Genomic DNA, 26,522 nt, shown 5'->3' with positions numbered 1-26,522 from the left:
TAATGAACAAACTCAACGGCAACCGGTACGGTAAAATTAAACAAACTTTGTCAGGCATGCTTATCGGAGCAGCTGTCACTCTGAGTGGTTGTGCAAGCACCGGAGGTGTTGAGCAACAAGTTGAAGCGAATCCGGTTGATCCTTATGAAGGCTTCAACAGAAAAATGTATGTTTTTAATGATACCGTTGATGACTATGTCGCTAAACCTATCTCAGATGCGTATAAATTCATAACGCCGCAGTTTGTTCAAACAGGTGTATTCAATTTTTTCAATAACTTGAAAAACATCAATATCGTGTTGAATGATGTTTTACAGGCTAAATTCCAGCAAAGCGCTCACGATACCGGGCGGTTTGCAATTAACACGACAGTAGGCTTGGCTGGGCTGTTTGATGTCGCCAAGCAATTCGGCCTGGAGCAGAATGAGGAGGATTTTGAGCAGACTTTGGCCGTCTGGGGCGTGCCACAAGGCTCTTATCTGGTGTTGCCTTTCTTAGGGCCTACTACTGCGCGTGGTATTCCAGGTTCAATATTTGACACAGCGGCAAATCCTGTAACTTATGTAGGCGCTCCAGTGCAACTGGTTTCGATGCTGAATTCTCGGGCAAATGCTGAAGGTGCTTTGAAATTTATTGATGAAGCGGCGCTGGATCCGTATGTATTTACCCGTGAGTCTTTTTTGCAATGGCGTCATAGTTTGGCTGCGGACGGCAAAGTCGATGTGTCTGACGACTTACTGGACTTCGAGGAAGAGGCGCTTGAAGACGACGTAAATGCGACTTCTGGCCAGACTGCGGCTGCCGAGCAGGATGCCTCGGGCAATACAACCAACCCAAAAGCCTTTGCTCTGAAGTTAAGTGCCGATAATAAAGAATTTGAACAGGTATCTAATTCATTCAGCAGCACGGCCCAGTCATTTGACGCGACAGCCAAGTCATTTGAAGAAGCGAGCAATAAAATAGATCAACTGAAATTCAAATAATATTTATAAGGAGCTACAAGGATGTAGCTCTAAAAGTGCAATAAAGAATGGACTTCGTAATTGCCGAGTTTATACCTTCCTTCCAGAAAGTCCAGTTCCACCACGAAAGCACAGGCTTCAACCTTTGCCCCCAGTTTTTCAACCAGTTCGCAACTGGCTTTAGCGGTTCCGCCTGTTGCCAGCAGGTCATCAATCAATAATACGCGATCGGTTGCATCAAAGGCGTCAATATGCGCCTCTAACGAGGCTGAGCCATATTCCAGGTCATAAGATACGCTTTGTACGTCATAAGGCAGCTTGCCCGGTTTCCTTAACGGTACAAATGGAAGCCCCATTTCCCAGGCAACGAGCGAGCCAAAAATAAAGCCACGCGCTTCCATACCGGCAATGGCCGTGATGTCTCTGCCCAGAAATGGTTGCAGCAATTGATGAACAGCCAGGCGTAATGAGGCCGGATCTTTTACCAGTGGCGTAATATCCTTGAAGATGATGCCCGGCTTTGGGAAATCGGGAATGTCGCGGATTTTGTTTTTAAGTCTGTCCATTGTTTTTGTTGTAATTAGAGATTGAGATTAGAACGATTTGCGGGTTAAGCGCAGAATGCTTCGATACTGTTGATGAGGCCGCGCACATCCAGACCGCACAGGGCCAGCAGTTCTTCGCGGGTGCCCTGCTCGACGAAGCGGTCGGGCAGGCCGATGTTGAGCACCGGCATCAGGATCTTCTGCGCGTGCAGGAAGTCATTGACGGCGCTGCCGGCGCCGCCGGCCAGCACGTTCTCTTCGGCAGTCACGAACACGTCATGGCTTTTGGCCAGTTCCAGGATCAGGTCCGTATCGAGCGGCTTGACGAAACGCATGTTGACCACGGTCGCATTCAGATGCTTGCCGGCCTCGAGCGCCGGCGCCACCAGGCTGCCCCAGGCCAGGATGGCGATGCGCCCGCCCTGGTGGCGGACTTCGCCCCGGCCGATCGGCAAGGTGGTCAGCCCGGCCTGCACCGGCACGCCCGGGCCCTTGCCGCGCGGATAGCGCACGGCCGCAGGTCCCTCGTGCTGATAGCCCGTGGTCAGCATCTGCCGGCATTCGTTCTCGTCGGCCGGCGCCATGATCAGCATATTGGGGATGCAGCGCAGGAAGCTGTGGTCGAAGCTGCCGGCATGGGTCGGGCCGTCCGGTCCGACTAGCCCCGCGCGGTCCAGCGCGAACAGCACGTCGAGATTCTGCAGGGCGACATCGTGGATCAGCTGGTCATAGGCGCGCTGCAGGAAGGTCGAGTAGATCGCCACGACCGGCTTGGCGCCCTGGCAGGCCTGGCCCGCCGCCAGGGTCACGGCATGCTGCTCGGCGATCGCGACGTCGAAATAACGCTGCGGATAGCATTGCGAAAACTTGACCAGCCCCGAGCCCTCGCGCATGGCCGGCGTGATGCCCAGCAGGCGTTCGTCCTGGCCGGCCATGTCGCACAGCCACTGGCCGAATACTTCGGTATAGCTCGGGTAAGGCGACGGCGCCGATTGCGGCAGGCAGTCCTTCGAGGGATCGAAGGCCGGCACGCCGTGATAGGCCAAGGGGTCCTTCTCGGCCGGGGCGTAGCCCTTGCCTTTCTTGGTGACGATGTGCAGAAAGCGCGGTCCCGAGGTCTGTTTGAGATTCTCCAGGGTCGAGATCAGCATGTCCAGGTCATGGCCGTCGATCGGGCCGATGTAATTGAAGCCCAGTTCCTCGAACAGGGTGCCCGGCACGATCATGCCCTTCATGTGCTCCTCGGTCTTGCGCGCCAGCTCCCAGACGCTGGGCATCTTACTCAGCACCTTCTTGCTTTCCTCGCGCACGGAGGCATACAGGCGGCTGGACAGGATCTTGGTCAGGTAATTGTTCATGGCCCCGACCGGCGGCGAGATCGACATCTCGTTGTCGTTCAGGATCACCAGCAGGTTGGCGTCCAGGGCGCCGGCATGGTTCATGGCCTCGAAGGCCATGCCGCCGGTGATGCTGCCGTCGCCGATGATGGCCACCATCTGCTTGTCCTCGCCCTTCAGGCCGGCCGCGATGGCCATCCCCAGGGCGGCGCTGATCGAGGTGCTGGAGTGGCCGACGCCGAAGGCGTCATACTCGCTCTCGGCGCGGCTGGGGAAGGCCGAGACGCCGCCCTTGGTGCGGATGGTGGGCATGGCCTCCTTGCGGCCGGTCAGGATCTTGTGCGGATAGGCCTGATGGCCGACGTCCCAGACCAGCTGGTCGGCCGGCGTGTCGAACACGTAGTGCAGGGCGATGGTCAGCTCGACCGTGCCGAGCCCGGCCGCGAAGTGGCCGCCGGAAATGCTGACCGTGTGGGTCAGGTATTCGCGCAGCTCCCGGGCCAGGCCCGGCAGTTGATCTTTACTGAGCTTGCGGACATCGGCGGGATAATTGATGGTATCCAGGATAGGATAATTACCGGGTTTGTACATGTATAAATCAATTCCTTTAATCGGCATTTCTTTTTGACAGTCGTGTGATTATGCAGATTAATTCTTGAGTAATCAAATAGGTAATTAGTGATCCCGTTGAATAATATAAAGCGACAAGTCGCGCAGCAGGTCGGCTTCCTTGCCAAAAATGCTCAGGCTGTCAATGGCCTGTTCATGCAGTTCCTGCGCTTTCTGTTTGGCGCCTGCCAGGCCCAGCAAGGCAGGATAAGTAGGCTTGTCGTTGTTCTTGTCTTTGCCTTGGGTTTTACCTAATGTGGTCGTATCGCTTTCTTCATCAAGAATGTCGTCTTTGACCTGGAAAGATAAGCCGATGCATTTGGCATAATGATCAAGTTTGGCCGCCATGGTCGGGTCGATATCGGGCTTCGCCAGTGTCGCCATATTGACGCTGGCGCGGATCAAAGCGCCGGTTTTATGGATATGCATGTTTTCAAGTTCCGGCAGACTCAGTTTTGTGCCTACGGATTCGAGGTCTATGGCCTGGCCGCCGACCATGCCCTGAGAACCGCTGGCTTTTGCCAGCATCGTGATCATTTTGAGCCGGTTTGCGGCATCGATAGCCATAGAGGGATCATGCGCCAGTATTTCAAATGCCAATGCCTGTAGGGCATCGCCGGTTAAAATGGCAGTCGCTTCGTCAAAAGCGACATGACAGGTGGGCTTGCCGCGCCTGAGCTCATCATCGTCCATGGCCGGCAGGTCGTCATGGATTAAAGAATAAACGTGGATGAATTCGACCGCGCAGGCGGGTCCATCGAGCATTTCCGGAGCAATGCCGAGTGTCTTGCCGGTGCAGTAAGCCAGCATCGGGCGCATGCGTTTGCCGCCGTCCAGCACGCAATAGCGCATGGCCTCATGCAGTTTCCTTGGCAGTATGTTTTCGCTGGGAAGACGAGCTTCCAGAGCCTTTTCTACACGGTTTTGACAAAAACTAAGATATTCTTTCAACGCATTACTCATCAGCAAAGGGCTCCAGGGATTGAGTGCCGTTTTTTTCCAGTAAGATCTGAACTTTCTGCTCCGCCTCCTGCAAGGCTTTTTGACAGGTGCGGGTAAGATTGACCCCGCGTTCAAATGACTTTAGCGATTCTTCCAGCGAAATATCGCCTTGTTCCAGCTGCGTAACCAACTGTTCAAGTTCCGCGAGCGAGTCTTCGAATGAAGTCGGGCTTTTCTTTTTCGGCATGTGGTAAAAATATTTTAATGATACGATGTACAGATTGAACCCACCATTATATATGAAATCGGATTGCGAGTGATTACGAAGTATGAGTAGTGAATATAACGCGGCGGCCATAGAGGTCTTAAGCGGACTGGAGCCGGTACGCAAACGCCCCGGCATGTATACGGACACCACCCGGCCCAACCATCTGGTGCAGGAAGTCGTTGATAACAGTGTCGATGAAGCGATAGCAGGGCATGCCGACAACATCGACGTCGTTCTGTATAAGGACGGCGCGGTGTCGGTCACCGACAACGGCCGCGGCATGCCGGTCGATATCCATCCCGAGCAGGGCATACCCGGTGTCGAGGTGATCCTGACCCAGTTGCATGCGGGCGGCAAATTCTCGAATAAAAACTATCAGTTTTCCGGCGGCTTGCATGGCGTCGGTGTCTCGGTCGTCAATGCCTTGTCGGAGAAACTGGAAATAGAGGTCAAGCGCAACGGCAAAATCTACCGCATGGAATTTGCCAATGGCGACAAGCAAACCGAACTGACCGAAACCGGCACGGTTGGACGCAACAATACCGGTACTTCGGTGAAGTTCTGGCCGAATGAAAAGTATTTTGACTCCAGCAAAATCTCCGTTACCAAACTGAAACAGGTACTGCGCGCGAAGGCGGTGTTGTGTCCGGGCCTTAAAATAACGCTGAAGGTCGAGCAACCGGAGGAAGAAACTGTCTGGTGTTATCAGAATGGGCTGAAGGAATATCTGCTGGATCGTGTCGGCGATATCGAGTTCTACCCGCAGCAGCCGTTCATGGGCAATATGGCCGCGAGCCATGAGGCCGTAGAGTGGGGCGTCGTCTGGGCTACTGAAAATCCTGCCGAGGTGTTGGCCGAAAGCTACGTCAATCTGGTGCCGACGGCACAGGGCGGCACGCATGTCAACGGTCTGCGGGCCGGCCTGACCGAAGCGATGCGCGAGTTTTGCGACTTCAGAAGCATCCTGCCTCGCGGTGTCAAGGTGGCGCCTGAGGATGTCTGGGAAAACTGCCATTTCGTGCTCTCTGTCAAGCTGGAAGATCCGCAGTTTTCAGGCCAGACCAAGGAACGGCTCAGTTCCCGCGAATGCGTGGCTTTCGTGTCCGGCGTGGCCAAGGACAGTTTCAGCCTGTGGCTGAACCAGCATCCGGCCGAAGGCGAGAAGATCGCCGAAATCATTATTTCCAGCGCCCAGAAAAGGCTGCGCTCCAATAAAAAAATAGTCCGCAAGAAAATAACGGCCGGTCCCGCCTTGCCGGGCAAACTGGCCGATTGTTCGGCGCAGGATATCGCCAGAACCGAATTGTTTCTGGTCGAGGGCGATTCGGCCGGCGGTTCGGCCAAACAGGCCCGCGAGCGCGACTTTCAGGCGATCATGCCGTTGCGCGGCAAAATCCTCAATACCTGGGAAGTGGAGTCGAATCAGGTCATGGCTTCGCAGGAAGTCCACGATATCGCCGTGGCTTTGGGCATCGAGCCTGGTTCCAACGACTTGCAAAACTTGCGTTACGGCAAGGTGTGCATACTGGCCGATGCCGATTCTGACGGCAACCACATTGCTACCTTGATCTGCGCCTTGTTTTATCAGCATTTTCCGGCGCTGGTCAAAGCCGGGCACGTCTTTGTGGCCATGCCGCCTTTGTACCGCATCGATGTCGGCAAAAAAGTGTTTTATGCCCTGGACGAGTCCGAGCGGCAAGGCGTTCTGGATCGCATCAAGGCCGAAAAGCTCAAGGGCCAGATCAATGTCCAGCGCTTTAAAGGTCTGGGTGAGATGAATCCGGGGCAATTGCGCGAGACAACCATGAATCCCGATACGCGCCGGCTTGTGCAGTTAACGGTTCAGGAAGACGACGATACCAATGCCCAACTGGATTTATTGCTGGCGAAAAAACGCGCGCAGGACAGGAAGGCATGGCTGGAGACTAAAGGTAATCTGGCGGATATAGTGGCATAACTTTTATAAAGCCGGCGAATGGAAGATGGCCATTTTCTCGATCTGCATGTCGCGGAACGTATAGGGAATGCCGCCGGTTCCATGACCTGACTCACGCAAGCCCGCAAACGGCATCCAGTCTACACGGAAAGCCGTGTGATCATTAATCATAACGGTCGATGCCGCCAAATGCTTGTAGGCATACAGGGCGGTATCGATATTTTGCGTGATCACTGAGGCCTGAAAGGCGTAAGGCAGGGCGTTGGCCTGTTCGATGGCTGCATCCAGACTATTGTATTCGTAAACGCACACGACCGGCCCGAAGATTTCCTGCCGGCTGACCTTGCTGTTTGGCGACGCATTCAATAACACGGTCGGCTGATACAGCGAGTCCGAAAGCCGCTGGCCGCCGGTGATCAGTTCAGCGTTTTCGGCAACGGCTTCATTCACCCAGGCTTCGATACGATCCACATCGCTGTGCCGAATCAACGGGCCGCAATCCGTGTCTGGCTTAGCCGGATCGCCGACTGTCATTTTGTCAGCCAATGCCGCCAGTTCTTCTGCCGCTTTTCGGGCTATCGATTCATGCGCATAAATGCGCTGCACCGACACGCAAACTTGTCCGGCATGATAAAAGCCGCCTTTAGCCAGTAATGGCAGTATCCGTTCGAGATCGGCGTCTTCGGCCATAATGACCGGCGCCATGCCGCCATGCTCCAGTGCACAACGCGTGCCGGGCGCCAATTTTGAGCGCAGCATCCAGCCGACACGGGCGCTGCCGATGAAACTTAAAAAGGCGACGCGCGGATCGATCGCCAATTGTTCGGCGACTTTCATGTCATTCGCTACAACGGGCTGACACCAGTGCCCAGGCAGGCCCGCCTCGCGCAAGATATCCACCAGCGCAAAAGCCGACAAAGGCGTTTCGCGCGCCGGCTTGATAACGACAGGGCAGCCTGCGGCGATCGCGGGCCCTATCTGGTGGACGATTAAATTGATAGGATGATTGAAAGCGCTGATCGCCACTACAGGGCCGATCGGTTCCCTATGCGTAAAGGCCAGTCGATGCATGGAGGCCGGATTCAACTGCATCGGAATTTCCGTGCCGCGTTCCGTGCGCATGCAATCAATACAGCTCCTGATGCTGTCGAGCGCCCGTGACAGCTCAACCTGAGTGTCTTGATAAGGCTTGCCGCCTTCGGCCACGGCCGTGGTTACAAATTGCTCACTGCGTGCCTGTATGAGCGTGATCGCACGCTCCAGAATGGCGATGCGCTCATGGGCGGGCAGCCAGTTTTTGCGGCCGCGAAACAGCTCATGCATGTTTTTCAATGCCTGTTCGGCTCCAGATTCATCAATGGCTTCAACGGAACCTACACGCCTGCCATCATAAGGCGAGAAGACTTCAACGATGCCGGCCGAATCGGCGCCAGGTACTTTGATGGGGTAGTGCATAAGCAACTTCTGTTAGATCAAGACATTATTATTTTTTCTTTCCGGCAGATCAAAATCAATAGGTGGTGCTGCTTACGACTGGGGTTTATTTAACAGGCTGCCTTTAATGAACTGGCATCTGGCTTGAAAATGATTAAAATGTCGGCTTTTTCCAGTCTGGCTGGAGTCAGCAATAACCGTACGAGAAGCACAAAATGAGCAGTGATCAAGCAATCAACAGCGCATCCTCCACCGATATTTTTTCCTCGGCTTTCATGATCCCCAATGTAGGAGCGCCTTTTATCATCGGCCTGGCGGTCGGCTATTTCGCCAAAAAAATGCTGAAGGTGGCATTGTTCATGGGCGGTGCGGCGGTGGTGCTGCTGTTCGTGTCCGAATACTACGGCATCGTCAGTGTCAGTGAAGCCCACTTGCAGAACGCCGCCAGCGCGGCTACCGAAGCCGCACAGCAGTCCGGCAATTTTCTGATCGATCGCTTATCGAATATTACCAGCAAGGGCGTCAGCGGCGCAGCCGGTTTCTATGCCGGTCTGAAAATGGGCTGACAGTTCAAGCCTATCGACTCATAGTCTGTCATCGGTCTGTATCGTCATTCTTAGACCTTTTATAGGAAGCCTTCAGGTAGAATAAAGCCGTAAGGGAAGGGCAATAGGGCATTTTCCGGATTGCTCATGTCGTAAATAAAGGCCGCATAGCCTTATCGAGTCGGGTAAATAAAATGGATAAACAAGAGAAGTCGTTGGCCATGACCGTGCTGATGACGCCGGACATGGCGAATTTTTCCGGTAATGTGCACGGTGGCGCATTATTGAAGCTATTAGATCAGGTGGCTTATGCCTGCGCGGCGAAATATTGCAAAAGCTATGTCGTGACCGCATCGCTGGACCATGTTTTTTTTAAGCAGATGATCAAGGTCGGCGAATTGGTGACTTTCAATGCGCATGTCAATTACGTGGGGCGCTCCTCGATGGAAATCGGCGTCAAGGTCGTGGCCGAAAACCTGATGACGGAAGAAAAGAGGCACACCAACTCCTGCTATTTCACCATGGTGGCCGTCGATGAAAACGGCAGACCTCAGGAAATCCCCAAACTACAGATAGAGAACGAAGTGGAAAAAAGATTATTTGAAGCCGCAGAAATGCGCAAAAAAATGCGTCAGGAATTCATGGAGAAGAGCCGCGCGTTACATGTTGATTTACCAAAGGATGAATTGTGATCGTGGGTGTACAAGAGAATTACGAACAACTGCCGTTAAAGCATTTTGCCGAGAAAGCCTATCTGGATTATTCCATGTATGTGATTCTGGACCGGGCCCTGCCGCATATCGCCGACGGCTTGAAACCGGTACAGCGGCGCATCGTTTACGCGATGTCGGAACTCGGCCTGACGGCGGCGGCGAAATACAAGAAATCGGCCAGAACGGTCGGCGACGTGCTCGGCAAATACCATCCGCACGGCGACTCGGCCTGCTACGAGGCCATGGTGCTGATGGCGCAGGATTTTTCCTACCGCTATCCGTTGATCGACGGGCAGGGCAACTGGGGTTCGCCGGACGATCCGAAATCGTTTGCGGCCATGCGTTATACCGAATCGCGGCTGACGGCTTATGCGCAAACCTTGCTGAGCGAGTTGGGGCAGGGCACGGTCGATTGGACCGACAATTTCGACGGCACGCTGAAAGAGCCGGTTTTACTGCCGGCGAGATTGCCGAACGTGCTGCTGAACGGCACGATGGGCATTGCCGTCGGTATGGCGACCGACATTCCGCCGCATAACCTGCGCGAAGTGGCCAATGCCTGCATCGAGTTGCTCGATAATCCCGACAGTTCGCTGGAAGCCATTTTCAACCATATCAAAGGCCCCGATTATCCGACCGACGCCGAAATCATCACGCCTGCCGAAGAGATACGGAAAATGTATATCAGCGGCGGCGGCTCGGTAAAAATGCGCGCCAAATACGAACTTGAAGACGGCAATATCGTCATCACAGCCTTGCCGCATCAGGTATCCGGCGCCAAATTGATGGAGCAGATCGCAGCCCAAATGCTGGCCAAAAAACTGCCGATGATCGAGGATTTGAGGGACGAATCGGATCATGAAAATCCGACCCGCCTGCTGGTCATACCGAAGTCTAAACGGCTGGATGTCGAGGCGGTCATGTCGCATTTGTTCGCCACGACGGATCTGGAAAAAAGCTATCGCGTCAACATGAACATGATCGGTTTGGACGGTCGCCCGCAAGTCAAAGGGCTGAGAGACATCCTGGCCGAATGGCTGACGTTCCGCACCGAGACGGTCCGGCGCCGGCTTCAGCACCGACTCGATAAGGTGCTGGCCCGTTTGCATATTCTTGACGGCTTGCTGATCGCCTACCTGAATATCGATGAAGTCATCGCCATTATCCGCAATGAAGACCATCCCAAACCGGTGCTGATGGCGCGATTTGGGCTCAGCGACCTGCAGGCCGAGGCGATTCTCGAATTAAAATTGAGACATCTGGCCAAGCTGGAAGAGATGAAAATCCGCGGCGAGCAGGATGAACTGGAAAAAGAGCGGGCCGCGCTGGAAAAAACCCTGGGTTCCAAGAAATTGTTAAACCGCCTGATCAGAAAGGAACTCGAGCGCGATGCCGAGAAATACGGCGATGATCGCCGCTCGCCGATCGTCGCAAGACAGGCTGCGCAGGCGCTGGATACGACCGAGCTGATCGCCAATGAACCGCTGACGGTTATTCTGTCGCAGAAAGGCTGGATCAGGGCGGCTAAAGGCCATGACATCGATGTAACCAGTCTGAGCTATCGCTCCGGCGACGGTTTTCTCGATGCGGTCAAGGCCAGGACGACTCAGCCGATTTATATGCTCGATTCGACCGGCCGGGCTTACAGCACGTCCGCGCATGATCTGCCGTCGGCCCGAACCCAGGGCGAGCCATTGACAGGACGCCTTAATCCTCCGTCTGGCGCCTTTTTCACTCATCTGCTCGCCGGCAATCCCGATGACTGGTATGTGCTGGCCAGCAATGCCGGCTACGGTTTCCGCGTTCAGCTCAAGGAGCTGTTGAGCAAGAATAAAGCCGGCAAGACGTTGATCACGCTGCCCGATGGCGCCAAGGTATTGAAGCCGGCGCGGGTAGCCAATGAATCCGATCTGCTCGCCGCCGTCACCCTGCAGGGGCGGTTGCTGATTTTTCCGGTGGCCGAGCTGCCGGCGCTGGCGAAAGGCAAGGGCAACAAGCTGATCCAGATCCCGACATCGGATCTGACTGCTGGCAAGGATCAGGTGGTTGCGGTGATTACACTTCCGGAGAACGGTCAGTTGAAAGTGTTGTCGGGCAAACGCCATTTAACCCTGAAACCGGCCGATATCGAGCATTACTCAGGCAGCCGCGCCAACAGAGGATCGGCTTTACCGAGAGGCTTTCAGCGGGTTGATGGACTGGAGCGTGAGTGAGTTGCCCGCAGTGGTAGTAGCCAATGCGTAAACGCATAAAAGCATGAAGGACGTGAATGACTGCACGGATACAGAAAGTGGAATTGCGTCTGGAACAGTAATCGGGAACACGAAGTTTTTTGCCTTGAATTTTCTTTTTGTGCCCTTCGTGGTAGAAATTTTTTGAGATTCAAGGCTTTCAATTATTCCTGGCTACGATGTTCCTTATGAGGGCAATTTGCCTACTGGCAAATGCAGTGTCCGTTTCTCAAGAGACAGCGCCGCTTCTTGCAGGGCTTCTGAAATGGTCGGATGAGCATGGATAGTTCGGGCCAGATCTTCACTGCAGGCCGAAAATTCCATGGCTAGCACAGCTTCGGCAATCAGTTCGGAAGCTTGGGCGCCGATGATATGAACCCCGAGTATGGTATCGGTATCGGCGTGGGCAATGATTTTAACCAAGCCCTCGGGGTTGCCCATGACGTGCGACCGGGTGGCGGCACTTAACGGGAAAGTCCCGATCTTGATGTTCTCGCCTATGGCTCTGAGGGCCTGCTCGGTCTGGCCAACCCAGGCTATTTCAGGCTCGGTATAAATAACGCTGGGCAGAATGTCGTAATTGATCGGGGTATAAATGCCGGCAATCTGTTCGGCAACAAAGACGCCTTCCTCTATGCCCTTATGGGCCAGCATGGGGCCGAGCGAGGTCAAGTCGCCGATCGCATAGACGCCGGGCAGGGTGGTCAGGCAATTTTCATCGACATGAACAAAGCCGTTTTCGTCGAGCATTAAATTCGCTTCCTCGGCGGCCAGGTTTTCGGTATTGGGTTTCCGTCCTGAAGCAACGATCAGTTTGTCTACTCGCAGGCAATGCAGACCTTCATTATCCTGATATTCGACAGTCACTTTTTTATGGCTTTTTTTGGTGGAAACGACCCGTGCGCCTAAACGCATTTCGAGGCCCTGCTGCGTATAGATGCGATAGGCTTCGCGCGAGATTTGCTGATCGGGCAGGGTTAAAAAGTTTTCCTGCGCTTCCAGCAAAATGATTTCGGAGCCGAGCCGGCTCCAGATGTTGGCTAACTCAAGGCCAATGACACCGGCACCTATGATGCCCAGTTTTTTGGGCACGCTGTTAAGGCTTAAAGCGGTTGTGGAATCAATGATGAATTCATTGTCGATTGGAGCGCAGGATAAATCGATCGGGGATGAGCCGGCGGCCAGGATGATATTCTTGGCCTGAATAATGGATGGCGCCGAATGGTCGAGCGGAGTGATTTCTACCTGACGCGCATTGAGCATTTTTGCCTGTGCATGGATGCGGCTGATTTTGTGATGAGCAAAAATGTCGACGATTTTATTGCTGAGCGTTTCAATGATTTTGTCCTTGCGCTGCATCATTTGGGCGATATCCATGGAAATATTTTCAGCATGAATGCCATGACTGTCTATTTCGTGATTCAGCAAGTGATAAATTTTTGCCGACTCGAGCAAGGCTATCGAGGAAACGCAGCCGGCATTAAGATACGTGCCGCCCAGACTGCTCTGGAGTTTGCTATTTCGCCAGTTATCGACGCAGGCTGTTTTCAAGCCGAGCTGTGCGCATCGAATGGCGCTGACATAACCGGCGGGTCCTGCGCCAATGACGATGACATCATAATGGATTTGTTGCTTTGGCATAATTATGGCCTTCTTAAATATTAAGAAGTAGGTGAGCGGGCGCTTCCAGACATTCTTTAATCGTCACTAAAAACTGCACGGCATCGCGTCCGTCGACCAGGCGGTGATCGTAGGACAAGGCCAGATACATGATCGGTCGGGCGACAATCTGACCGTTTTCGACAATAGGGCGTTCCTTGATGGCGTGCATGCCCAAAATGGCGCACTGTGGCGGATTCAGTATCGGTGTCGATAACATTGAGCCGAAAATGCCGCCGTTGGTAATAGTAAATGTGCCGCCCTTCAGGTCTTCGTAGCCTAAAGTGGCGTTGCGTCCTTTTTCACCGAAATCGGCAATGCTTCTCTCGATGCCGGCAAAATCAAGTTGGTCGGCATCGCGCAGGACCGGCACGATCAGACCGCGCGGCGTCGTGACGGCAATGCCGATGTCATAGTAGCCGTGATAAATGATATCGTTATCGTCAATAGAGGCATTAACGGCCGGAAAACGTTTTAACGCTTCGATGGAGGCCTTGACGAAAAATGACATGAAGCCCAGTTTGACATGGTGCTTTTGTTCGAACCGATATTTGTACTGATCGCGAAGATCGATAACGTTTTGCATATTGACTTCGTTGAACGTCGTCAGCATGGCTGCGTTCTGTTGGGCCTGCAACAGGCGTTCGGCAATCTTCGCCCTCAAGCGCGTCATCGGCACCCGCTGTTCCGGGCGCAGATTTAAAGAAGGCGCCGCCGGCTCAGCTTGTTTGGGCTTCTCCGGCTTGGCAGGTATCTCTGGCTTGGCCGGCGCGGGTACGACTTCCGGCTTTGGCGGTTCGATTTCAGCTTCAGGCAGTTTGTGGCTTTCCAGGTAATCGAGTATATCGGTCTTGGTGATGCGGCCGTTTTTGCCGGTGCCCTTTATGCCGGCAGGGTCGATATTTTTTTCAAATATCAGCCGTCGTACAGAAGGGCTTAATGCCGGAGTCGCATCGCTGTAGGCTTCATCCGTTTCGGGCGCGGCCGTTTCAACAGCCTCGGTTTCCTGGGATTGAACGGCCTGCGGTTCCCGCATGGCTTGAGGCTCCAGCACGGCCAGTACTTCGCCAGCAACCACTGTCGAGCCGTTTTCCTTGCGTATTTCGCGCAGAATGCCTGAGTCCGGCGCGGGCACTTCAAGAACCACTTTATCGGTTTCCAGATCGACCAGATTTTCGTTTTTATCGACCCTATCACCAGGCTTTTTGTGCCAGGTCGCCAGTGTGGCGTCTGAAACCGATTCGGGCAGGTTGGGGACTAGGACTTCGATGCTCATGTTATTTTCCTGATGATTTTCCGTGTAAGGCCGATTCAACGACGGCTTTTTGTTGTTCTATATGGACGCGGAAATTTCCCACCGCAGGGGCGGCAGATGCCTCTCGGCCACTGTAGGTCATAGTGATATGTGGCTCAAGACTGTCTGCGAAATGATGTTTGGATTGGTACCAGACACCTTGATTCTGAGGCTCTTCCTGACACCAGACGAATTCTTTCATGGCGGGATATTTCGCCAGTTCCGCTCTGAAGGCGTCGACGGGGAACGGATACAGTTGTTCTATGCGTGTGATGGCAACATGTTTCAGATTGTCCTTGCGACGCGCTTCGAGCAGATCATAATAAACCTTGCCGGAGCACAGGACAAAGCGCGTGACTTTTTTCGGATTGATCGGATCCTGTTCGCCGATGATGGGCTGAAATTGCCCGTCAGTCAGGTCTTCCAAAGTGGAAACGGCGAGCTTATGCCTGAGCAGGCTTTTAGGCGTCATGACAATCAATGGTTTTCTATACGGTCTGATCAATTGCCGACGCAGCAAATGAAATATCTGTGCCGGCGTAGTCGGGTTGCAGACCTGCATGTTGTGTTCGGCGCACAGTTGCAGATAACGTTCGAGTCTGGCGGATGAGTGCTCCGGTCCCTGGCCTTCGAAGCCATGCGGCAGAAGCATGACCAGACCGCTCAACTTGCCCCATTTTGTCTCGCCGGAACTGATGAACTGATCGATGACGACTTGCGCGCCATTGGCAAAGTCGCCGAATTGCGCTTCCCAGATGACCAGCGTATTAGGAACGGTCGAGCTATAGCCGTATTCGAAACCTAGTACAGCAGCTTCCGATAGTAATGAATCGAAAATCTGCGCCTGGCCCTGGTCCTTGTCCAGATGTTTCAGCGACGTGTGCGTTTTGCCGTTGAGCTGATTATGCAAGACGGCATGGCGGTGGAAGAACGTGCCTCGGCCGACATCCTGGCCGGTCAGGCGCACATTGTATTTTTCCATCAGCAGAGTCGCATAGGCCATGTTCTCGGCAAATCCCCAGTCCAGGGGCATGGCCCCGGCAGCCATTTTACGACGGCTGTCCATGATTTTGGCGACGCGCGGATGCAGTTCGAAGCCGGCCGGCAGTCGCTGCATGCGATCATTGCAGAAGCGAATGTGGTCTATCGATACGGACGTATCGCAGGGTGTGTCCCAGCTTCCGTTCAGGAACGGATTCCATTGAGTCGTGTATGAGTAATGGTTCTTGTCCAGCACGGGCCTTGAAACGACCTGGCCGGCGTCGAGCTGCTTTTGATATTCCTGTTCCATTTCGGCGGCTTGCTCGGCCGTAATGATGCCTTCACTGATAAGGCGTTCCGCATAAATCCGTCGCGTGGTTTTGAGCTTGCGGATTTTCTTATACATGCGCGGCTGCGTGGCTGAAGGCTCATCGGCTTCATTGTGGCCGAGGCGGCGGTAGCAAATAAGGTCGATGACGATGTCTTTGTTGAAAGTCATCCTGAAATCGAGCGCCAGTTTGGTAACAAAATTGACGGCCTCGGGATCATCGCCATTGACATGAAAAACCGGCGCCTGAATCATGCTGGCCACATCGGTGCAATAAAGGGTCGAGCGGGCATCCTCAGGGTTGCTGGTGGTAAAGCCGATCTGGTTGTTAATGACGATATGAATAGTGCCACCGGTCGAAAAGGCGCGGGTTTGCGACATGTTCAGGGTTTCCATGATGATGCCTTGCCCAGAAAACGCCGCGTCGCCATGGATCAATACCGGAATGACTGCATTCTTACCGTCCGCGCCGGCCCTGTCCTGACGCGCTTTTACCGAGCCTTCCACGACCGGGTTGATGATCTCAAGGTGCGACGGGTTGAACGCCAGCGTCAAATGTAGCGGGCCGGCGGGCGTGGCGATGTTGGATGAGAAACCCATGTGATATTTGACGTCGCCGGAAATGACACCGGGCGATAACTTGGGCAGGCCGGCGAATTCATCGAATAAAATGGAAGGGCTTTTGCCGAGAACATTTACCAGCACATTGAGGCGGCCTCTATGCGCCATACCGATCACGACTTCTTTAACGCCTTTTTCCCCGGATCCCTGAACGAGTTCGTCGAGAACCGTAATCAGCGATTCGCCGCCTTCCAGTGAGAAACGTTTTTGACCGACAAATTTGGTATGCAGGTAATTTTCTATGCCTTCAGCTGCAGTCAGTTGTTTCAGCAGCCAGCGTTTTTTTTCAGGTCCTATCGTTAAAGTGGATTTCGGGCTTTCCAGATGGTTTTTTATCCAACGTTTGATTGTCGTATCGACAATATGCATGTATTCGGCGCCAATGCTGCCGCAGTAAATCTCTTTCAGACTGGTTATGATGTCGCGCAGCGGTAATCTGTCAATGCCGCGCAGCATGTCCGCATCGAACAGAGTATCCATGTCGGGCGCGGACAGCCCGTAATAAGCCGGATCAAAATCGGGAGGCGGAGGCGATGTTTTTCCCAGAGGATTATTTTGGGCGATCTGATGCCCGCTGACGCGGTAATGGTTGATAAGCCGGGCAACGGCCGATTGCTTTTTTACGCTTTCTTCCGTGAAACCTTGTAATTCGGCCAGCCGGCCCTGGGATTTAATCGCGAGCTGTGCAAAGCGTTTCACGATAGGGCTGTGAGCCGCTTCGTAATCGACACCGTCATGAATGGCGCTGAATTCTTTCTGCCAGCTAGGCTCAACTGATTCGGGGTCTTCCAGAAACTTTTCATACAGGCTTTCAATGAAACTGGCATTGCTGCCATAGAGGCTAGAGGAATCTTGAAAAAGTTTAAGCAGCTTACTCATTAGGATTATCCAATTTATTCAAAACGGGTTTTCAGTTTCCACTCTGTCCGCAGTGGTATAGTACTTGGTTAGATGTTGTCCAGCCAGAATACGGTTCATTTTATTAGTGGCAAAGGCAATCATAAAGTTTCATCTGCTTGTCGTTGAGATAAAAAATATGAGAGACAAAAAAAACATTGTAATTAGAGTTAATTATTCTAAATCGGGAAAAAAATCGGAAAATTATATCTCTGACCCTGAGATGATAACAGAGTGGCATGTCAAACGAATATTGCTTGCCGTCAGCATTATTGTCGTCCTGCTTTTAACCGTGTTGTACTTTTTTATTAAGCCGGATGTTCAAACGGCTGATGCGCCACTGTCTGATGCGGATGTTGATGCTGTGGCCAAGCCGGAAATAAAAGATAATAAATATATAAAAGAACAGCCGATAATAATTAAGCCTGAGGATAAGTCTAAAGCTGTTAATAATACATTTGAACCGGAAGCTAAAAAGCATCCGGGTAGTATTAAAGCTGTAGAGATAGGGAAAAAGCAATCAACTAGTATTAAGAATGAGGAGAAAGGAAAAAAGCAATCGGTAATAGTTAAGCATAGAAACGTAACAAAAAAACAAAGTTCGCCAATCGTTAATGAAAATGTTTCTCGCGCTTTATTGACTCATAAAATTAATAATAAAGAGCCTGCAGGAGAACTAAATCTGCCAGTCAAGGTCAATAAAAAACAAGCCGTCGGCGTTTATTATTTTACTGAATTAACCGAATTAAAAGGTCGGACGCTCTATCATGAATGGTCAAACAATGGAAAGGCTGTTTTTAAACACCCGATAAATGTCTTAGGCAATAGATGGAGGGCATCTAGCAGTATGTTATTTACTGATAATGATGTAGGTAATTGGGGCGTTAGACTTATTGATGAGTCTGGGCATATATTAAATAAAAAAAGCTTTAAGGTTATTATTAATTAATGTCATAGACTCAGAATTAAAAAAATATATGGTTATAAATGATTATTTGAGATTAAGATACGTAATTCTTACTATTTATAGTATTAGTTAGTCATGATATGATTGTTATATATTTTATTACCAGGAGCGAAAATGACCCAGTCCCATTATCAAAATCTTAAAATGGCAGAGTATCAAAATCTTTCAGAAAATGAATTGCAGGCTGTTATTGAAAAAGCCGAAAAGGCATTAAAGACTAAACAGGCGAATAAACGTAAGGAAGTCATCGCTCAGATTAAAGAGCTGGCGGCATCGATTGACGTTGGCGTGGAAATTTATGAAAGTGATAAAAGATCCGCTCGCAAGGGCGTTAAGGTTCCGATTAAATATCGTCATCCTCAGGATCCTGAAAAGACATGGACTGGTCGTGGAGTTACGCCAAAATGGATGCAGACTCTGCTTGATGCAGGTCATGATCGTTCTGAGTTTGAAGTTTGATTATCCAAACCAAATCAGATGTTCTCTGGGACACAAGGCAAAACATCTGTGGTTTTCGCCTTGTGCCAGTATTTTTAATCAATAAAGCGTTTTGTTAAATCCCCATAATCATCAATTCTTCGGTCACGCAAATAAGGCCATATTTGCCTGACGCGCTCAACACTTGAACTATCAAGGGCGGCAGTTAATAACTTTACCTCCGATTCGTTGGCATGAGTAATTATTTCCCCTTGAGGCCCTGCGATGAAGCTATTGCCCCAGAAATTTATACCTTTCTCCGAATCAGGCGCTTTTTCAAAACCGATACGATTGCAGGATATGACCGGGATGCCGTTCGCAACGGCGTGAGAACGCTGAATGGTAGTCCAGGCATCCAGTTGGCGTTTTTGTTCTTCTGGCGTATCCAGCGGGTCCCAACCTATCGCGGTAGGATAGATTAATAATTCCGCGCCGGCTAAAGCCATCAATCTGGCTGCTTCGGGAAACCATTGATCCCAACAGACCAAGACACCTAATTTACCGATCGAAGTCTGGATTGGTTTGAAGCCAATATCGCCCGGCGTGAAATAGTATTTTTCATAAAAGCCAGGATCATCCGGGATATGCATTTTTCGGTATTTACCGGCGATACTGCCATCCTTATCAAAAACAACAGCGGTATTGTGATAAAGCCCCGGCGCTCTTTCTTCAAAGATGGTTGAAACAATAACGATCTCCAGCTTTTTAGCCACTGCCGATAGGACTTCGGTAGCGGGGCCGGGAATAGGCTGGGCAAGTGAAAAGTTATTATGATCTTCGTTCTGGCAGAAATAAGGTCCCAGATGCAGTTCCGGCAGTACGGCCAGGTCTGCGCCGGCCGCGGCCGCTTCATGGATTTTCTCAATGGAAAAATCAAGGTTTGTCTGTCTGTCTTCATTGCAGGGCTGTTGAACGGCGCTGACGATTAATTTTGATTTCATGATGCATTAATTTGAATAGGTTTTAACAACAGTATTATTTTATAACGATTTAAAAATAGGCAGTAGCGCTATTAAGTTCAGTGAAAGCTGAAAAAATCAATAAGGCTAAAGTTGTCTGGCGGCAATTTTGCTTATTTGCCGGTCATGAATACGGCTTAACATTATAATTGCCGAAATCGCGCCGCCCAGTGCATATGCCATATCGGACTGCGTATCCCAGATATAACCCTGCGTGCCTAAAAATGATTCGGCAGCTTCCTTGCTGACTAAGGCAACGAACCATTCAATAAGTTCGTAAAAGGCAGCGATAGCTAAACAGATACAGATAATGAGGAAATTTAGCCATTTACGGCTTTTCACGACCTGATTCCTGATCAATATTTCACGGGCAATGATGGCCGGGATAAAGCCCTGGGCCAGATGGCCGAGTTTGTCGTAATTATTGCGTTCCAGTTCGAATGTTACTTTCAGCCAGTCAAATAACGGGACTTCGGCATAAGTATAATGGCCACCTATCATCAGAATGATGCTGTGAATTAAAATCAGGCCGTAGGCGAGATTTGTCAGCGGAAAACGCCGACGGGTCGCGATAAGAATAACCAAGGCGATCAGGGCCGGCGAGGTTTCAAGCAGCCAGGTCGGGTAATCTTTGGGATTGATGGCTGACCATATCAGCACCGAAAAAAACACTGCCAACCAGGTTTTAGTCATGGTGGGTGTTTTGCCGGTTTAAATGGGGCGCATTTGCGGATTCATAAAAAATAACACCTATATGGTTGATATGATCAATAAGGTCGGCGTTGTTTATATGACTGAAATTGGAAATATCAAAACAATAAGGTAAAAACAGACCGTCGAGTTCAAAGTTTATTCTGTCAATAACTCTCGAATTCAGTTTGCGCCCTTTTAATGCGAGATCGATATCTGAACCGTTCTTATAATTGCCTTTCGCCCGCGATCCGTAGAGGATGACCTGTTCAATTTCGGGATGGCTGGCAAAAACGGCATTTATCTGGGCTATGGTTTGATCTTTGAGACCGTATTTCATATTTTATGATTGCTCTTTAAATAAACCCGCTCATAGAAGTATTTAAGGCTTTGAATGAGCGCTTGTACTTCAAGTTCATTTAAATCATCTTATTATGTAGACGGCTTTGTCGATAATATAAGCACCTAATATATATCGGGTGCTTATATTCTAGTTGTCACTGAGCAATTGCAGTTTGATTATTAGTCAATAACAGCAAACGCTTTTTCAGGAAACTGCATGGTCATGCAATGCAGGCTGCCGTATTGATGCACCAGGGGGCGGCATGGTGTGGCGATGATCTTGTGATGTGGGAAACAACCGGCCAGTCGTTCCAGGGCAACGGCATCCATCGGGTCGTCATAGACAGGCACCATGACAGCCTGATTGATGATCAGGAAGTTGGCGTAATTGGCTGGCAGGCGCTGGCCGTCCTCATCAAAAATCGGTTTCGGCATCGGCAACGGCACCAGTTCATAGGCTTCATTGGATTGGGTGCGGAAGGCCTGTAGTTGGGATTCCATGTTTTTCAAACTCGCGTAATGCTTGTCTTCGGGATCATCGCTGCCGGTATAGGCAATGGTCGTGGCCGAGCAGAAACGGGCCAGCGTATCGATATGGGCATCGGTATCGTCGCCGGACAGATTTTCCTGATCGACCCATAAGATTCTTTGGGCACCGAAGTACTGTAGCAGTCGCTGTTCAATTTCCTGCTGCGACAGTTCCTTGTTCCTGTTCGGATTCAACAGGCATTGCCGCGTGGTCATGATCGTGTCAATGCCGTCGCTCTCGACGCTGCCGCCTTCGAGGATGAAGTCTATATCGGCATAATCGGCATTCTTGAACGGGCTGTAGTTCAGCAATGCATGATTCAGTGCGTTGTCGGCCTGATGCGGGTATTTGCCGCCCCAGCCATTGAATCTGAAGTTGAGCAGTTTCATGCAGCCATCTTCTTCCACAGTCAGGAAAACCGTATCCCTGACCCATATGTCATTGACTACGGCATGAAGAAACGTAATATTGCCGTTGTTTTTGATTAAAGTCTGAATATGCTGCTGATGGGCGTCATCCTTGCAGACGATGAACAAGCGCTGATAAAGGCTTATCGTTTCGGCAATAAAACCGTAGCTTTGTTCGACAGCATCAAGGCGATTGCTGAAGTCGCCGGTTGCATGCGGCCAGGCGATTAATACGGCGGACTGTTTTTCCCATTCGGCTGGAAAGCGGATCATTGATTTTGGTACCCTGTGGTTGAATTTGCCGGCATATTAATGGCCGGCAGTGGATTGAAATAACATTTCTTTGGCGTGGGCCAGCGTGTTGGCGGTGATGTTGACGCCGCCCAGCATTCTGGCAATTTCCTGAACGCGTTCCTCGTCATTCAGTACTCTGACATTGGATGACGTGATATCGGCTTTGTTGTTCTTTTCAACATATAAATGATAGTGCGCTTGCGATGCGACCTGCGGCAGATGCGTCACGCACATGACCTGGCGGTTTTGGCTCAGGCTGCGCAGTTTTTGTCCGACAATTTCGGCGATGCCGCCGCCGATGCCCGTATCGACTTCATCGAAAATCATGGTCGGCGTGGTTTTATCATTGCTGGTCGTGACCTGAATGGCCAGGCTGATGCGGGATAATTCGCCGCCCGAAGCGACTTTGGCAAGCGGTTTGGCCGGCAGGCCCGGGTTGGCGCTGACCAGAAATTCGATCTTGTCTCTGCCGTTCAGCTTGGGTGTCTCCAGGTCCAGCGCTGTGACGTCGACCAGAAACTCGCCCTGCGGCATGCCAAGTTCCTTTATCATGGCTGAAATCTGCTGTGCCAGATTTTTACTGGCCTGCTTGCGCTGCTCTGACAGTTGTACGGCCAGTTGATTGTATTGTTCGAGCAGTTGAGCTGTACTGGTCTTTAAGGCTTCGATGCGCTCGCTGCTGTGGGTCAATCCATCAAGTTCCTGTTCCAGTTTATCTGAGAGTTCGGGTAACTCGTCCGGCTTGACATGGTGTTTGCGGCTCAGATTCTGAATGATGGCGATCTGGTTTTCCAGTATGTCCATGCGTTGCGGATCGGCTTCCTGAGATTCGAGGAAACGGCGTAGCTGCTGGGCCGCTTCTTCGGTCTGAATCTGCGCCTCCGATAACAGCGAGCAGATCTCGTTCAGTTCCGGCGCAAAGCGGGCGATATGCGTGAGTTCATTCAGGCTATGGCCCAGCATCTGACTGATTGATTGCTCGTCGTTTTCATAGAGTATATCAACCTGGCTCTGGCCGACTGTTAAGATCTGGCCCAGATTGGCCAGTTTGCTGTGTTCTTCCGACAGGGCCGGGTAATTGAAGTTTTGCAAGTCAAGCTGTTGCAGTTCTTCAATCTGGTAACGCAATAATTCTTCGCGCTCGGCTTTATCCTTGCCGGCTTTAATCAGCGTTTCCAGTTCCTTGTTGGCTTGCTGCCATTGCCGATAACAGGCGTTGACTTGATCCAGAAGCGGCTGGTCTTTTGCGTATACGTCCAGCAGGCGGCGTTGTTCATCGCTATTGAGCAAGGTCAAATGCGCATGTTGACCGTGAATTTCAACCAGCTTTTCGCTAAGCGCCTGCAGGGTCTGCAATGTAACCGGGCGATTGTTGATATAGGCTTTGGAACGCCCGTCCTGATTGACTATGCGCCGAATCAGGCAGTGGTGCTCGTCATCGAGATCGTTTTCCTTCAGCCAGTGCTGAGCCTCGGGGGCATCGGCCAAATCAAACTCCAGGTTGATCTCTGCGCGCTTGGAGTCTGGGCGCACATAGCCTGAATCGGCCCGATCGCCCAGGGCGAGCCCTAATGCGGTCAATAGAATGGATTTGCCGGCCCCGGTCTCGCCCGTGAGCACGGACATGCCCTTTTCAAGATCCAGGTCCAGTGATTTGACAACGGCAAGGTCGATGATATTAAGGTTCAATAGCATAAGGATTAAATATGATAACCAGTGCTCCAGTTTAATTTTCCCCGCAGTATCTGAAAGAAGTCATGGTCCTCGGGGTGCAGAATTCTAATCGGTTTGGGATCTTTTTTAATCAAAATTTTATCGCTGATCAGTACGGCGGGTATTTCAATCTGATCGCAGGTAACCAGAGCATTGATTTGCTTGGTCTGGCAGAAGCTGACTTCAATTTCAGCGGAGTCATCGATGACGATCGGACGATTGGTAAGGGTATGGGGATTGAGCGGCACCAATACCAGCGCATTCAACGAAGGATGCAGAATTGGCCCGCCCGCGGACAGGGAGTAGGCGGTCGAACCGGTGGGCGTGGAAACGATCAGGCCGTCGGAGCGTTGAGAATTAAGAAAGACATCGTCAATCTTGGTCACGATTTCAATCATGCTGGGCGTTACCCAGCGATGAATCACCACTTCATTGACGGCTGTTTCTTCATGGATGACTCGTTCTTCGCGGATGATTCTGGTGCGCAATAAACAGCGTTTTTCTTCTATATAATGACCCTGGAGCATGTGGCTCAATCTGTCTGGTAGCTCGTTTGGCGATATGTCCACCAGAAAACCAAGGCGGCCCAGGTTGATGCCAATCAAAGGAATATCATATTCGGCGATGGCCCGCGCGGCCGACAAAAAAGTGCCGTCACCGCCAATGGCGATAACCAGGTCGCAATATTGGCCCAGTTTGTCGATGGGACAGGATTCGGGCTCGTTATGAATAAACTGGGCGCTGTCCTGAGCAATCTTGACAGTGAATTGCTGGTGTTTTAAAAATTTGTAAAGGACCGATAGGGTCTCAGCAATGCTGGGGTCACTGGGTTTGCCTATGATGCCGATGGTTTTGAAAGGGCTCTGCATTGCCGGATACAAGTCAAATGAATTGGATTATACAAAAAAACCTCGGTAAACCAACCAGTTTTACTGATGAAGGATATTTTTGGTTCTCGATAGCGGCGGCGATAGAGCGTTATTGATAGACAGTTTTATAAAAAGGGTCTTTATTGACAACAGACCGTTGAGCTGATATTTTGCGCCGCTGGCACTCGACTAGGTGGAGTGCTAATTCTGATCTTTTAGAGGTTGATGTGGGTACTAGTCAGGTTTTAAACGAAAGGTCGCTGCAATTATTGAAAACGCTGGTTGAGCGTTATATCAGTGATGGTCAGCCGGTTGGTTCAAGGGTCTTGTCGAAAGACTCGGGTTTAAGCTTGAGCCCTGCAACCATCCGCAATGTCATGGCCGATCTTGAAGATTTGGGGCTGGTGCATTCGCCGCATACCTCTGCCGGACGTGTGCCCACGGTCAGCGGTTATCGATTATTCGTAGACAGCTTGTTGACAGTCAAGCCTCTGAAATCGGAAGACTTGACTCGACTGCATCAGGGTTTATCCGTTACTGACAATAATGGCGATGTCATCGGCGTCGCCTCGCGCCTGCTTTCGGAGTTGACCCGTATGGCAGGGGTCGTGACTTTACCCAGACGGGAGACGCTCTACCTGCGGCATATTGAGTTTTTACCTTTATCCAATACGCGCGTACTGGTGATTTTTGTTACCAATGAGCAGGAAGTCCACAACAAAATCATTCATACGGCTAAGGCATTCAGTGCCTCCGAATTGCAGCAGGCGGCCAATTATTTAAATTCAGTCTATTGCGGCCGCAGTCTGGTTTCAGTGCGGCAAGCGGTATTTGAAGAGTTGAAGGAAGCTCAGACGCGCATGAATCAGGGTATGCTTGATGCAATCAAAATGGCGCAGCTGACCTTCGAGCAGAACAATGACAAAGAAGATTACGTGCTGACCGGTGAAACCAATTTAATGGGTTTTTCGGAGTTGGCGGATATGGACCGTCTGAAAAAATTATTTGAAGCCTTCAGCCAGAAGCAGGATGTAATTCATCTGCTGGATCAGTGCATGACAGCCGAAGGCGTGCAAATTTTTATTGGTGAAGAATCCGGCTATCAGGCATTTGATCACTGCAGCCTGGTCACATCGTCTTATTCGATCAGTGATGAAGTGGTGGGCGTGCTGGGTGTCATTGGGCCGACGCGCATGGCTTATGAGAAAATCATCCCGTTTGTCGATATTACTGCAAAATTGTTAGGCGCTGCCTTGAATCCAAAATCATCGTCCCCATCATAAGTAGCATCTGTTTTCTTTCGTGCAGTTAGGCGCGATAACCCATTTCATATTTTGAGGAGCTATAGCGAATGAGTAATGATCAGGAAGTGCCTGAATCTCAGGTTGAAACCGAGGCCAAAAACGAAGAGCCGGTTGGCGAGGCTGTTAGCGAAGAGCAATTGTTGCCTGAACCAACTGTTGAAGAACTGAAGCAGCAATTGACACAGGCTGAGCAGAAAGCTCAGGAAAACTGGGAGAAGGCAGTTCGTGCCCAAGCTGAGATGGAAAACCTGAAAAGAAGGACACAAAAAGATCTGGAGAGCGCGCATAAGTTTGCGCTGGAAGGGTTTGCCAAAGAGTTACTGCCGGTATTGGACAGTCTGACACTAGGACTGCAGGCGGCTACTGGCGATAGCCCTGAAGTGGAGAAGTTTCGCGTGGGCAGCGAATTGACGATCAAACAGTTTGAATCGGTATTCGCCAAATTTAACATTGAAACGATTGATCCGGTCGGCCAGCCTTTTAATCCCGAGCACCATCAGGCTATGACCATGCAAGCCGTGGAAGGCGTCGAGCCTAATACCGTGGTTAACGTTTTCCAAAAAGGTTATTTGTTGAACGGACGTTTGTTGCGTCCTGCCATGGTCGTGGTTGCCAAAGCGCCCGAAAAACCGGCCGCAGATACACAGAGCATTGATGAACAGGCTTGAA

23 protein-coding genes are annotated in these 26,522 nt (G+C 51.2%); 9 read left to right on the top strand and 14 right to left on the bottom strand.

Going from position 1 to position 26,522, the window contains the following annotated elements; translation table 11 throughout:
* Positions 1–2 precede the first annotated feature (2 nt).
* Positions 3–983, top strand: a complete 981-nt coding sequence (locus METLU_RS0109950; protein WP_027158079.1) for an MlaA family lipoprotein — start codon at positions 3–5, stop codon at positions 981–983.
* Positions 984–1,012: 29 nt separating this feature from the next.
* On the opposite strand, the gene METLU_RS0109945 is transcribed toward METLU_RS0109950, so the two are convergent.
* From METLU_RS0109945 to METLU_RS0109930, 4 genes are all read right to left on the bottom strand, one after another.
* The gene (locus METLU_RS0109945) at positions 1,013–1,528 is read right to left on the bottom strand and encodes an adenine phosphoribosyltransferase (protein WP_027158078.1); all 516 of its coding nucleotides are present in this window, start codon (positions 1,526–1,528) and stop codon (positions 1,013–1,015) included.
* A gap of 44 nt (positions 1,529–1,572) precedes the next feature.
* On the bottom strand, positions 1,573–3,435 hold the full coding sequence (gene dxs / locus METLU_RS0109940) for a 1-deoxy-D-xylulose-5-phosphate synthase (RefSeq protein WP_027158077.1): 1,863 nt from the start codon (positions 3,433–3,435) through the stop codon (positions 1,573–1,575).
* A gap of 84 nt (positions 3,436–3,519) precedes the next feature.
* Positions 3,520–4,416 carry a (2E,6E)-farnesyl diphosphate synthase gene (gene ispA, locus METLU_RS0109935; protein WP_027158076.1) on the bottom strand — a complete coding sequence of 299 codons (897 nt, stop codon included), beginning with the start codon at positions 4,414–4,416 and terminating at the stop codon, positions 3,520–3,522.
* Positions 4,409–4,642 carry an exodeoxyribonuclease VII small subunit gene (locus tag METLU_RS0109930; RefSeq protein ID WP_027158075.1) on the bottom strand — a complete coding sequence of 78 codons (234 nt, stop codon included), beginning with the start codon at positions 4,640–4,642 and terminating at the stop codon, positions 4,409–4,411. The genes ispA and METLU_RS0109930 overlap by 8 nt, the downstream gene beginning before the upstream one ends.
* An 82-nt stretch (positions 4,643–4,724) precedes the next feature.
* On the opposite strand from METLU_RS0109930, the gene parE reads away from it, so the two are divergent.
* Positions 4,725–6,620: a DNA topoisomerase IV subunit B gene (gene parE, locus METLU_RS0109925; protein WP_027158074.1), complete on the top strand. Its 1,896-nt coding sequence runs from the start codon at positions 4,725–4,727 to the stop codon at positions 6,618–6,620.
* A 3-nt stretch (positions 6,621–6,623) separates the two neighbouring features.
* On the opposite strand, the gene METLU_RS0109920 is transcribed toward parE, so the two are convergent.
* A complete protein-coding gene (locus METLU_RS0109920; protein WP_036242998.1) occupies positions 6,624–8,054 on the bottom strand; it encodes an aldehyde dehydrogenase family protein in 1,431 nt (476 codons plus the stop codon).
* 194 nt (positions 8,055–8,248) lie between these two features.
* On the opposite strand from METLU_RS0109920, the gene METLU_RS0109915 reads away from it, so the two are divergent.
* From METLU_RS0109915 to parC, 3 genes are all read left to right on the top strand, one after another.
* Positions 8,249–8,599 carry an FUN14 domain-containing protein gene (locus METLU_RS0109915; RefSeq protein WP_027158072.1) on the top strand — a complete coding sequence of 117 codons (351 nt, stop codon included), beginning with the start codon at positions 8,249–8,251 and terminating at the stop codon, positions 8,597–8,599.
* A gap of 173 nt (positions 8,600–8,772) precedes the next feature.
* Positions 8,773–9,270 (top strand): acyl-CoA thioesterase, encoded by a 498-nt coding sequence (locus METLU_RS0109910; protein ID WP_027158071.1) that lies wholly within the window; start codon positions 8,773–8,775, stop codon positions 9,268–9,270.
* 2 nt (positions 9,271–9,272) lie between these two features.
* Complete coding sequence (parC, locus tag METLU_RS0109905; RefSeq protein ID WP_027158070.1) at positions 9,273–11,504, top strand: DNA topoisomerase IV subunit A; 2,232 nt, start codon at positions 9,273–9,275, stop codon at positions 11,502–11,504.
* 204 nt (positions 11,505–11,708) lie between these two features.
* Here the strand turns inward: parC and lpdA are convergent, their stop codons facing one another.
* From lpdA to METLU_RS0109890, 3 genes are read right to left on the bottom strand one after another with little or no spacing between them, the layout of a single operon-like run.
* Positions 11,709–13,163: a dihydrolipoyl dehydrogenase gene (gene lpdA, locus METLU_RS0109900; RefSeq protein ID WP_027158069.1), complete on the bottom strand. Its 1,455-nt coding sequence runs from the start codon at positions 13,161–13,163 to the stop codon at positions 11,709–11,711.
* Positions 13,164–13,176: 13 nt separating this feature from the next.
* On the bottom strand, positions 13,177–14,457 hold the full coding sequence (gene odhB, locus METLU_RS0109895; protein WP_027158068.1) for a 2-oxoglutarate dehydrogenase complex dihydrolipoyllysine-residue succinyltransferase: 1,281 nt from the start codon (positions 14,455–14,457) through the stop codon (positions 13,177–13,179).
* 1 nt (position 14,458) lies between these two features.
* Entirely contained in the window at positions 14,459–17,284 is a 2,826-nt protein-coding gene (locus tag METLU_RS0109890; RefSeq protein ID WP_027158067.1) for a 2-oxoglutarate dehydrogenase E1 component, read from the bottom strand.
* A gap of 157 nt (positions 17,285–17,441) precedes the next feature.
* On the opposite strand from METLU_RS0109890, the gene METLU_RS0109885 reads away from it, so the two are divergent.
* Positions 17,442–18,251, top strand: coding sequence for a DUF2914 domain-containing protein (locus tag METLU_RS0109885; protein WP_155920524.1), 810 nt, complete (start codon positions 17,442–17,444; stop codon positions 18,249–18,251).
* A 162-nt stretch (positions 18,252–18,413) separates the two neighbouring features.
* Positions 18,414–18,728, top strand: a complete 315-nt coding sequence (locus tag METLU_RS0109880) for an H-NS histone family protein (protein WP_027158065.1) — start codon at positions 18,414–18,416, stop codon at positions 18,726–18,728.
* Between the two features lie 74 nt (positions 18,729–18,802).
* Here METLU_RS0109880 and METLU_RS0109875 read toward each other — a convergent pair whose 3' ends face one another.
* From METLU_RS0109875 to METLU_RS0109850, 6 genes are all read right to left on the bottom strand, one after another.
* Complete coding sequence (locus METLU_RS0109875; protein ID WP_027158064.1) at positions 18,803–19,687, bottom strand: carbon-nitrogen hydrolase; 885 nt, start codon at positions 19,685–19,687, stop codon at positions 18,803–18,805.
* A gap of 105 nt (positions 19,688–19,792) precedes the next feature.
* Positions 19,793–20,398 (bottom strand): DUF2238 domain-containing protein, encoded by a 606-nt coding sequence (locus METLU_RS0109870; RefSeq protein ID WP_027158063.1) that lies wholly within the window; start codon positions 20,396–20,398, stop codon positions 19,793–19,795.
* Positions 20,391–20,735: a nucleotidyltransferase domain-containing protein gene (locus tag METLU_RS25050; protein WP_036242995.1), complete on the bottom strand. Its 345-nt coding sequence runs from the start codon at positions 20,733–20,735 to the stop codon at positions 20,391–20,393. Before METLU_RS25050 ends, METLU_RS0109870 begins: the two co-directional genes overlap by 8 nt.
* A gap of 182 nt (positions 20,736–20,917) precedes the next feature.
* Positions 20,918–21,946: an agmatine deiminase family protein gene (locus tag METLU_RS0109860; protein WP_027158062.1), complete on the bottom strand. Its 1,029-nt coding sequence runs from the start codon at positions 21,944–21,946 to the stop codon at positions 20,918–20,920.
* Between the two features lie 36 nt (positions 21,947–21,982).
* Positions 21,983–23,662, bottom strand: coding sequence for a DNA repair protein RecN (gene recN / locus METLU_RS0109855; RefSeq protein ID WP_027158061.1), 1,680 nt, complete (start codon positions 23,660–23,662; stop codon positions 21,983–21,985).
* A 5-nt stretch (positions 23,663–23,667) separates the two neighbouring features.
* Positions 23,668–24,549: an NAD(+) kinase gene (locus tag METLU_RS0109850; protein WP_027158060.1), complete on the bottom strand. Its 882-nt coding sequence runs from the start codon at positions 24,547–24,549 to the stop codon at positions 23,668–23,670.
* 227 nt (positions 24,550–24,776) lie between these two features.
* On the opposite strand from METLU_RS0109850, the gene hrcA reads away from it, so the two are divergent.
* Positions 24,777–25,832, top strand: coding sequence for a heat-inducible transcriptional repressor HrcA (hrcA, locus tag METLU_RS0109845; protein ID WP_027158059.1), 1,056 nt, complete (start codon positions 24,777–24,779; stop codon positions 25,830–25,832).
* A gap of 68 nt (positions 25,833–25,900) precedes the next feature.
* Positions 25,901–26,521, top strand: a complete 621-nt coding sequence (gene grpE, locus METLU_RS25045) for a nucleotide exchange factor GrpE (RefSeq protein ID WP_027158058.1) — start codon at positions 25,901–25,903, stop codon at positions 26,519–26,521.
* The last annotated feature ends 1 nt before the right edge of the window (position 26,522 follow it).

The sequence above is a fragment of the Methylobacter luteus IMV-B-3098 genome, assembly GCF_000427625.1.
Lineage (GTDB): Bacteria > Pseudomonadota > Gammaproteobacteria > Methylococcales > Methylomonadaceae > Methylobacter > Methylobacter luteus.
The sequence above is the reverse complement of the archived record's forward strand: the minus strand, read 5'-3'. Positions and strand labels throughout refer to the sequence as shown.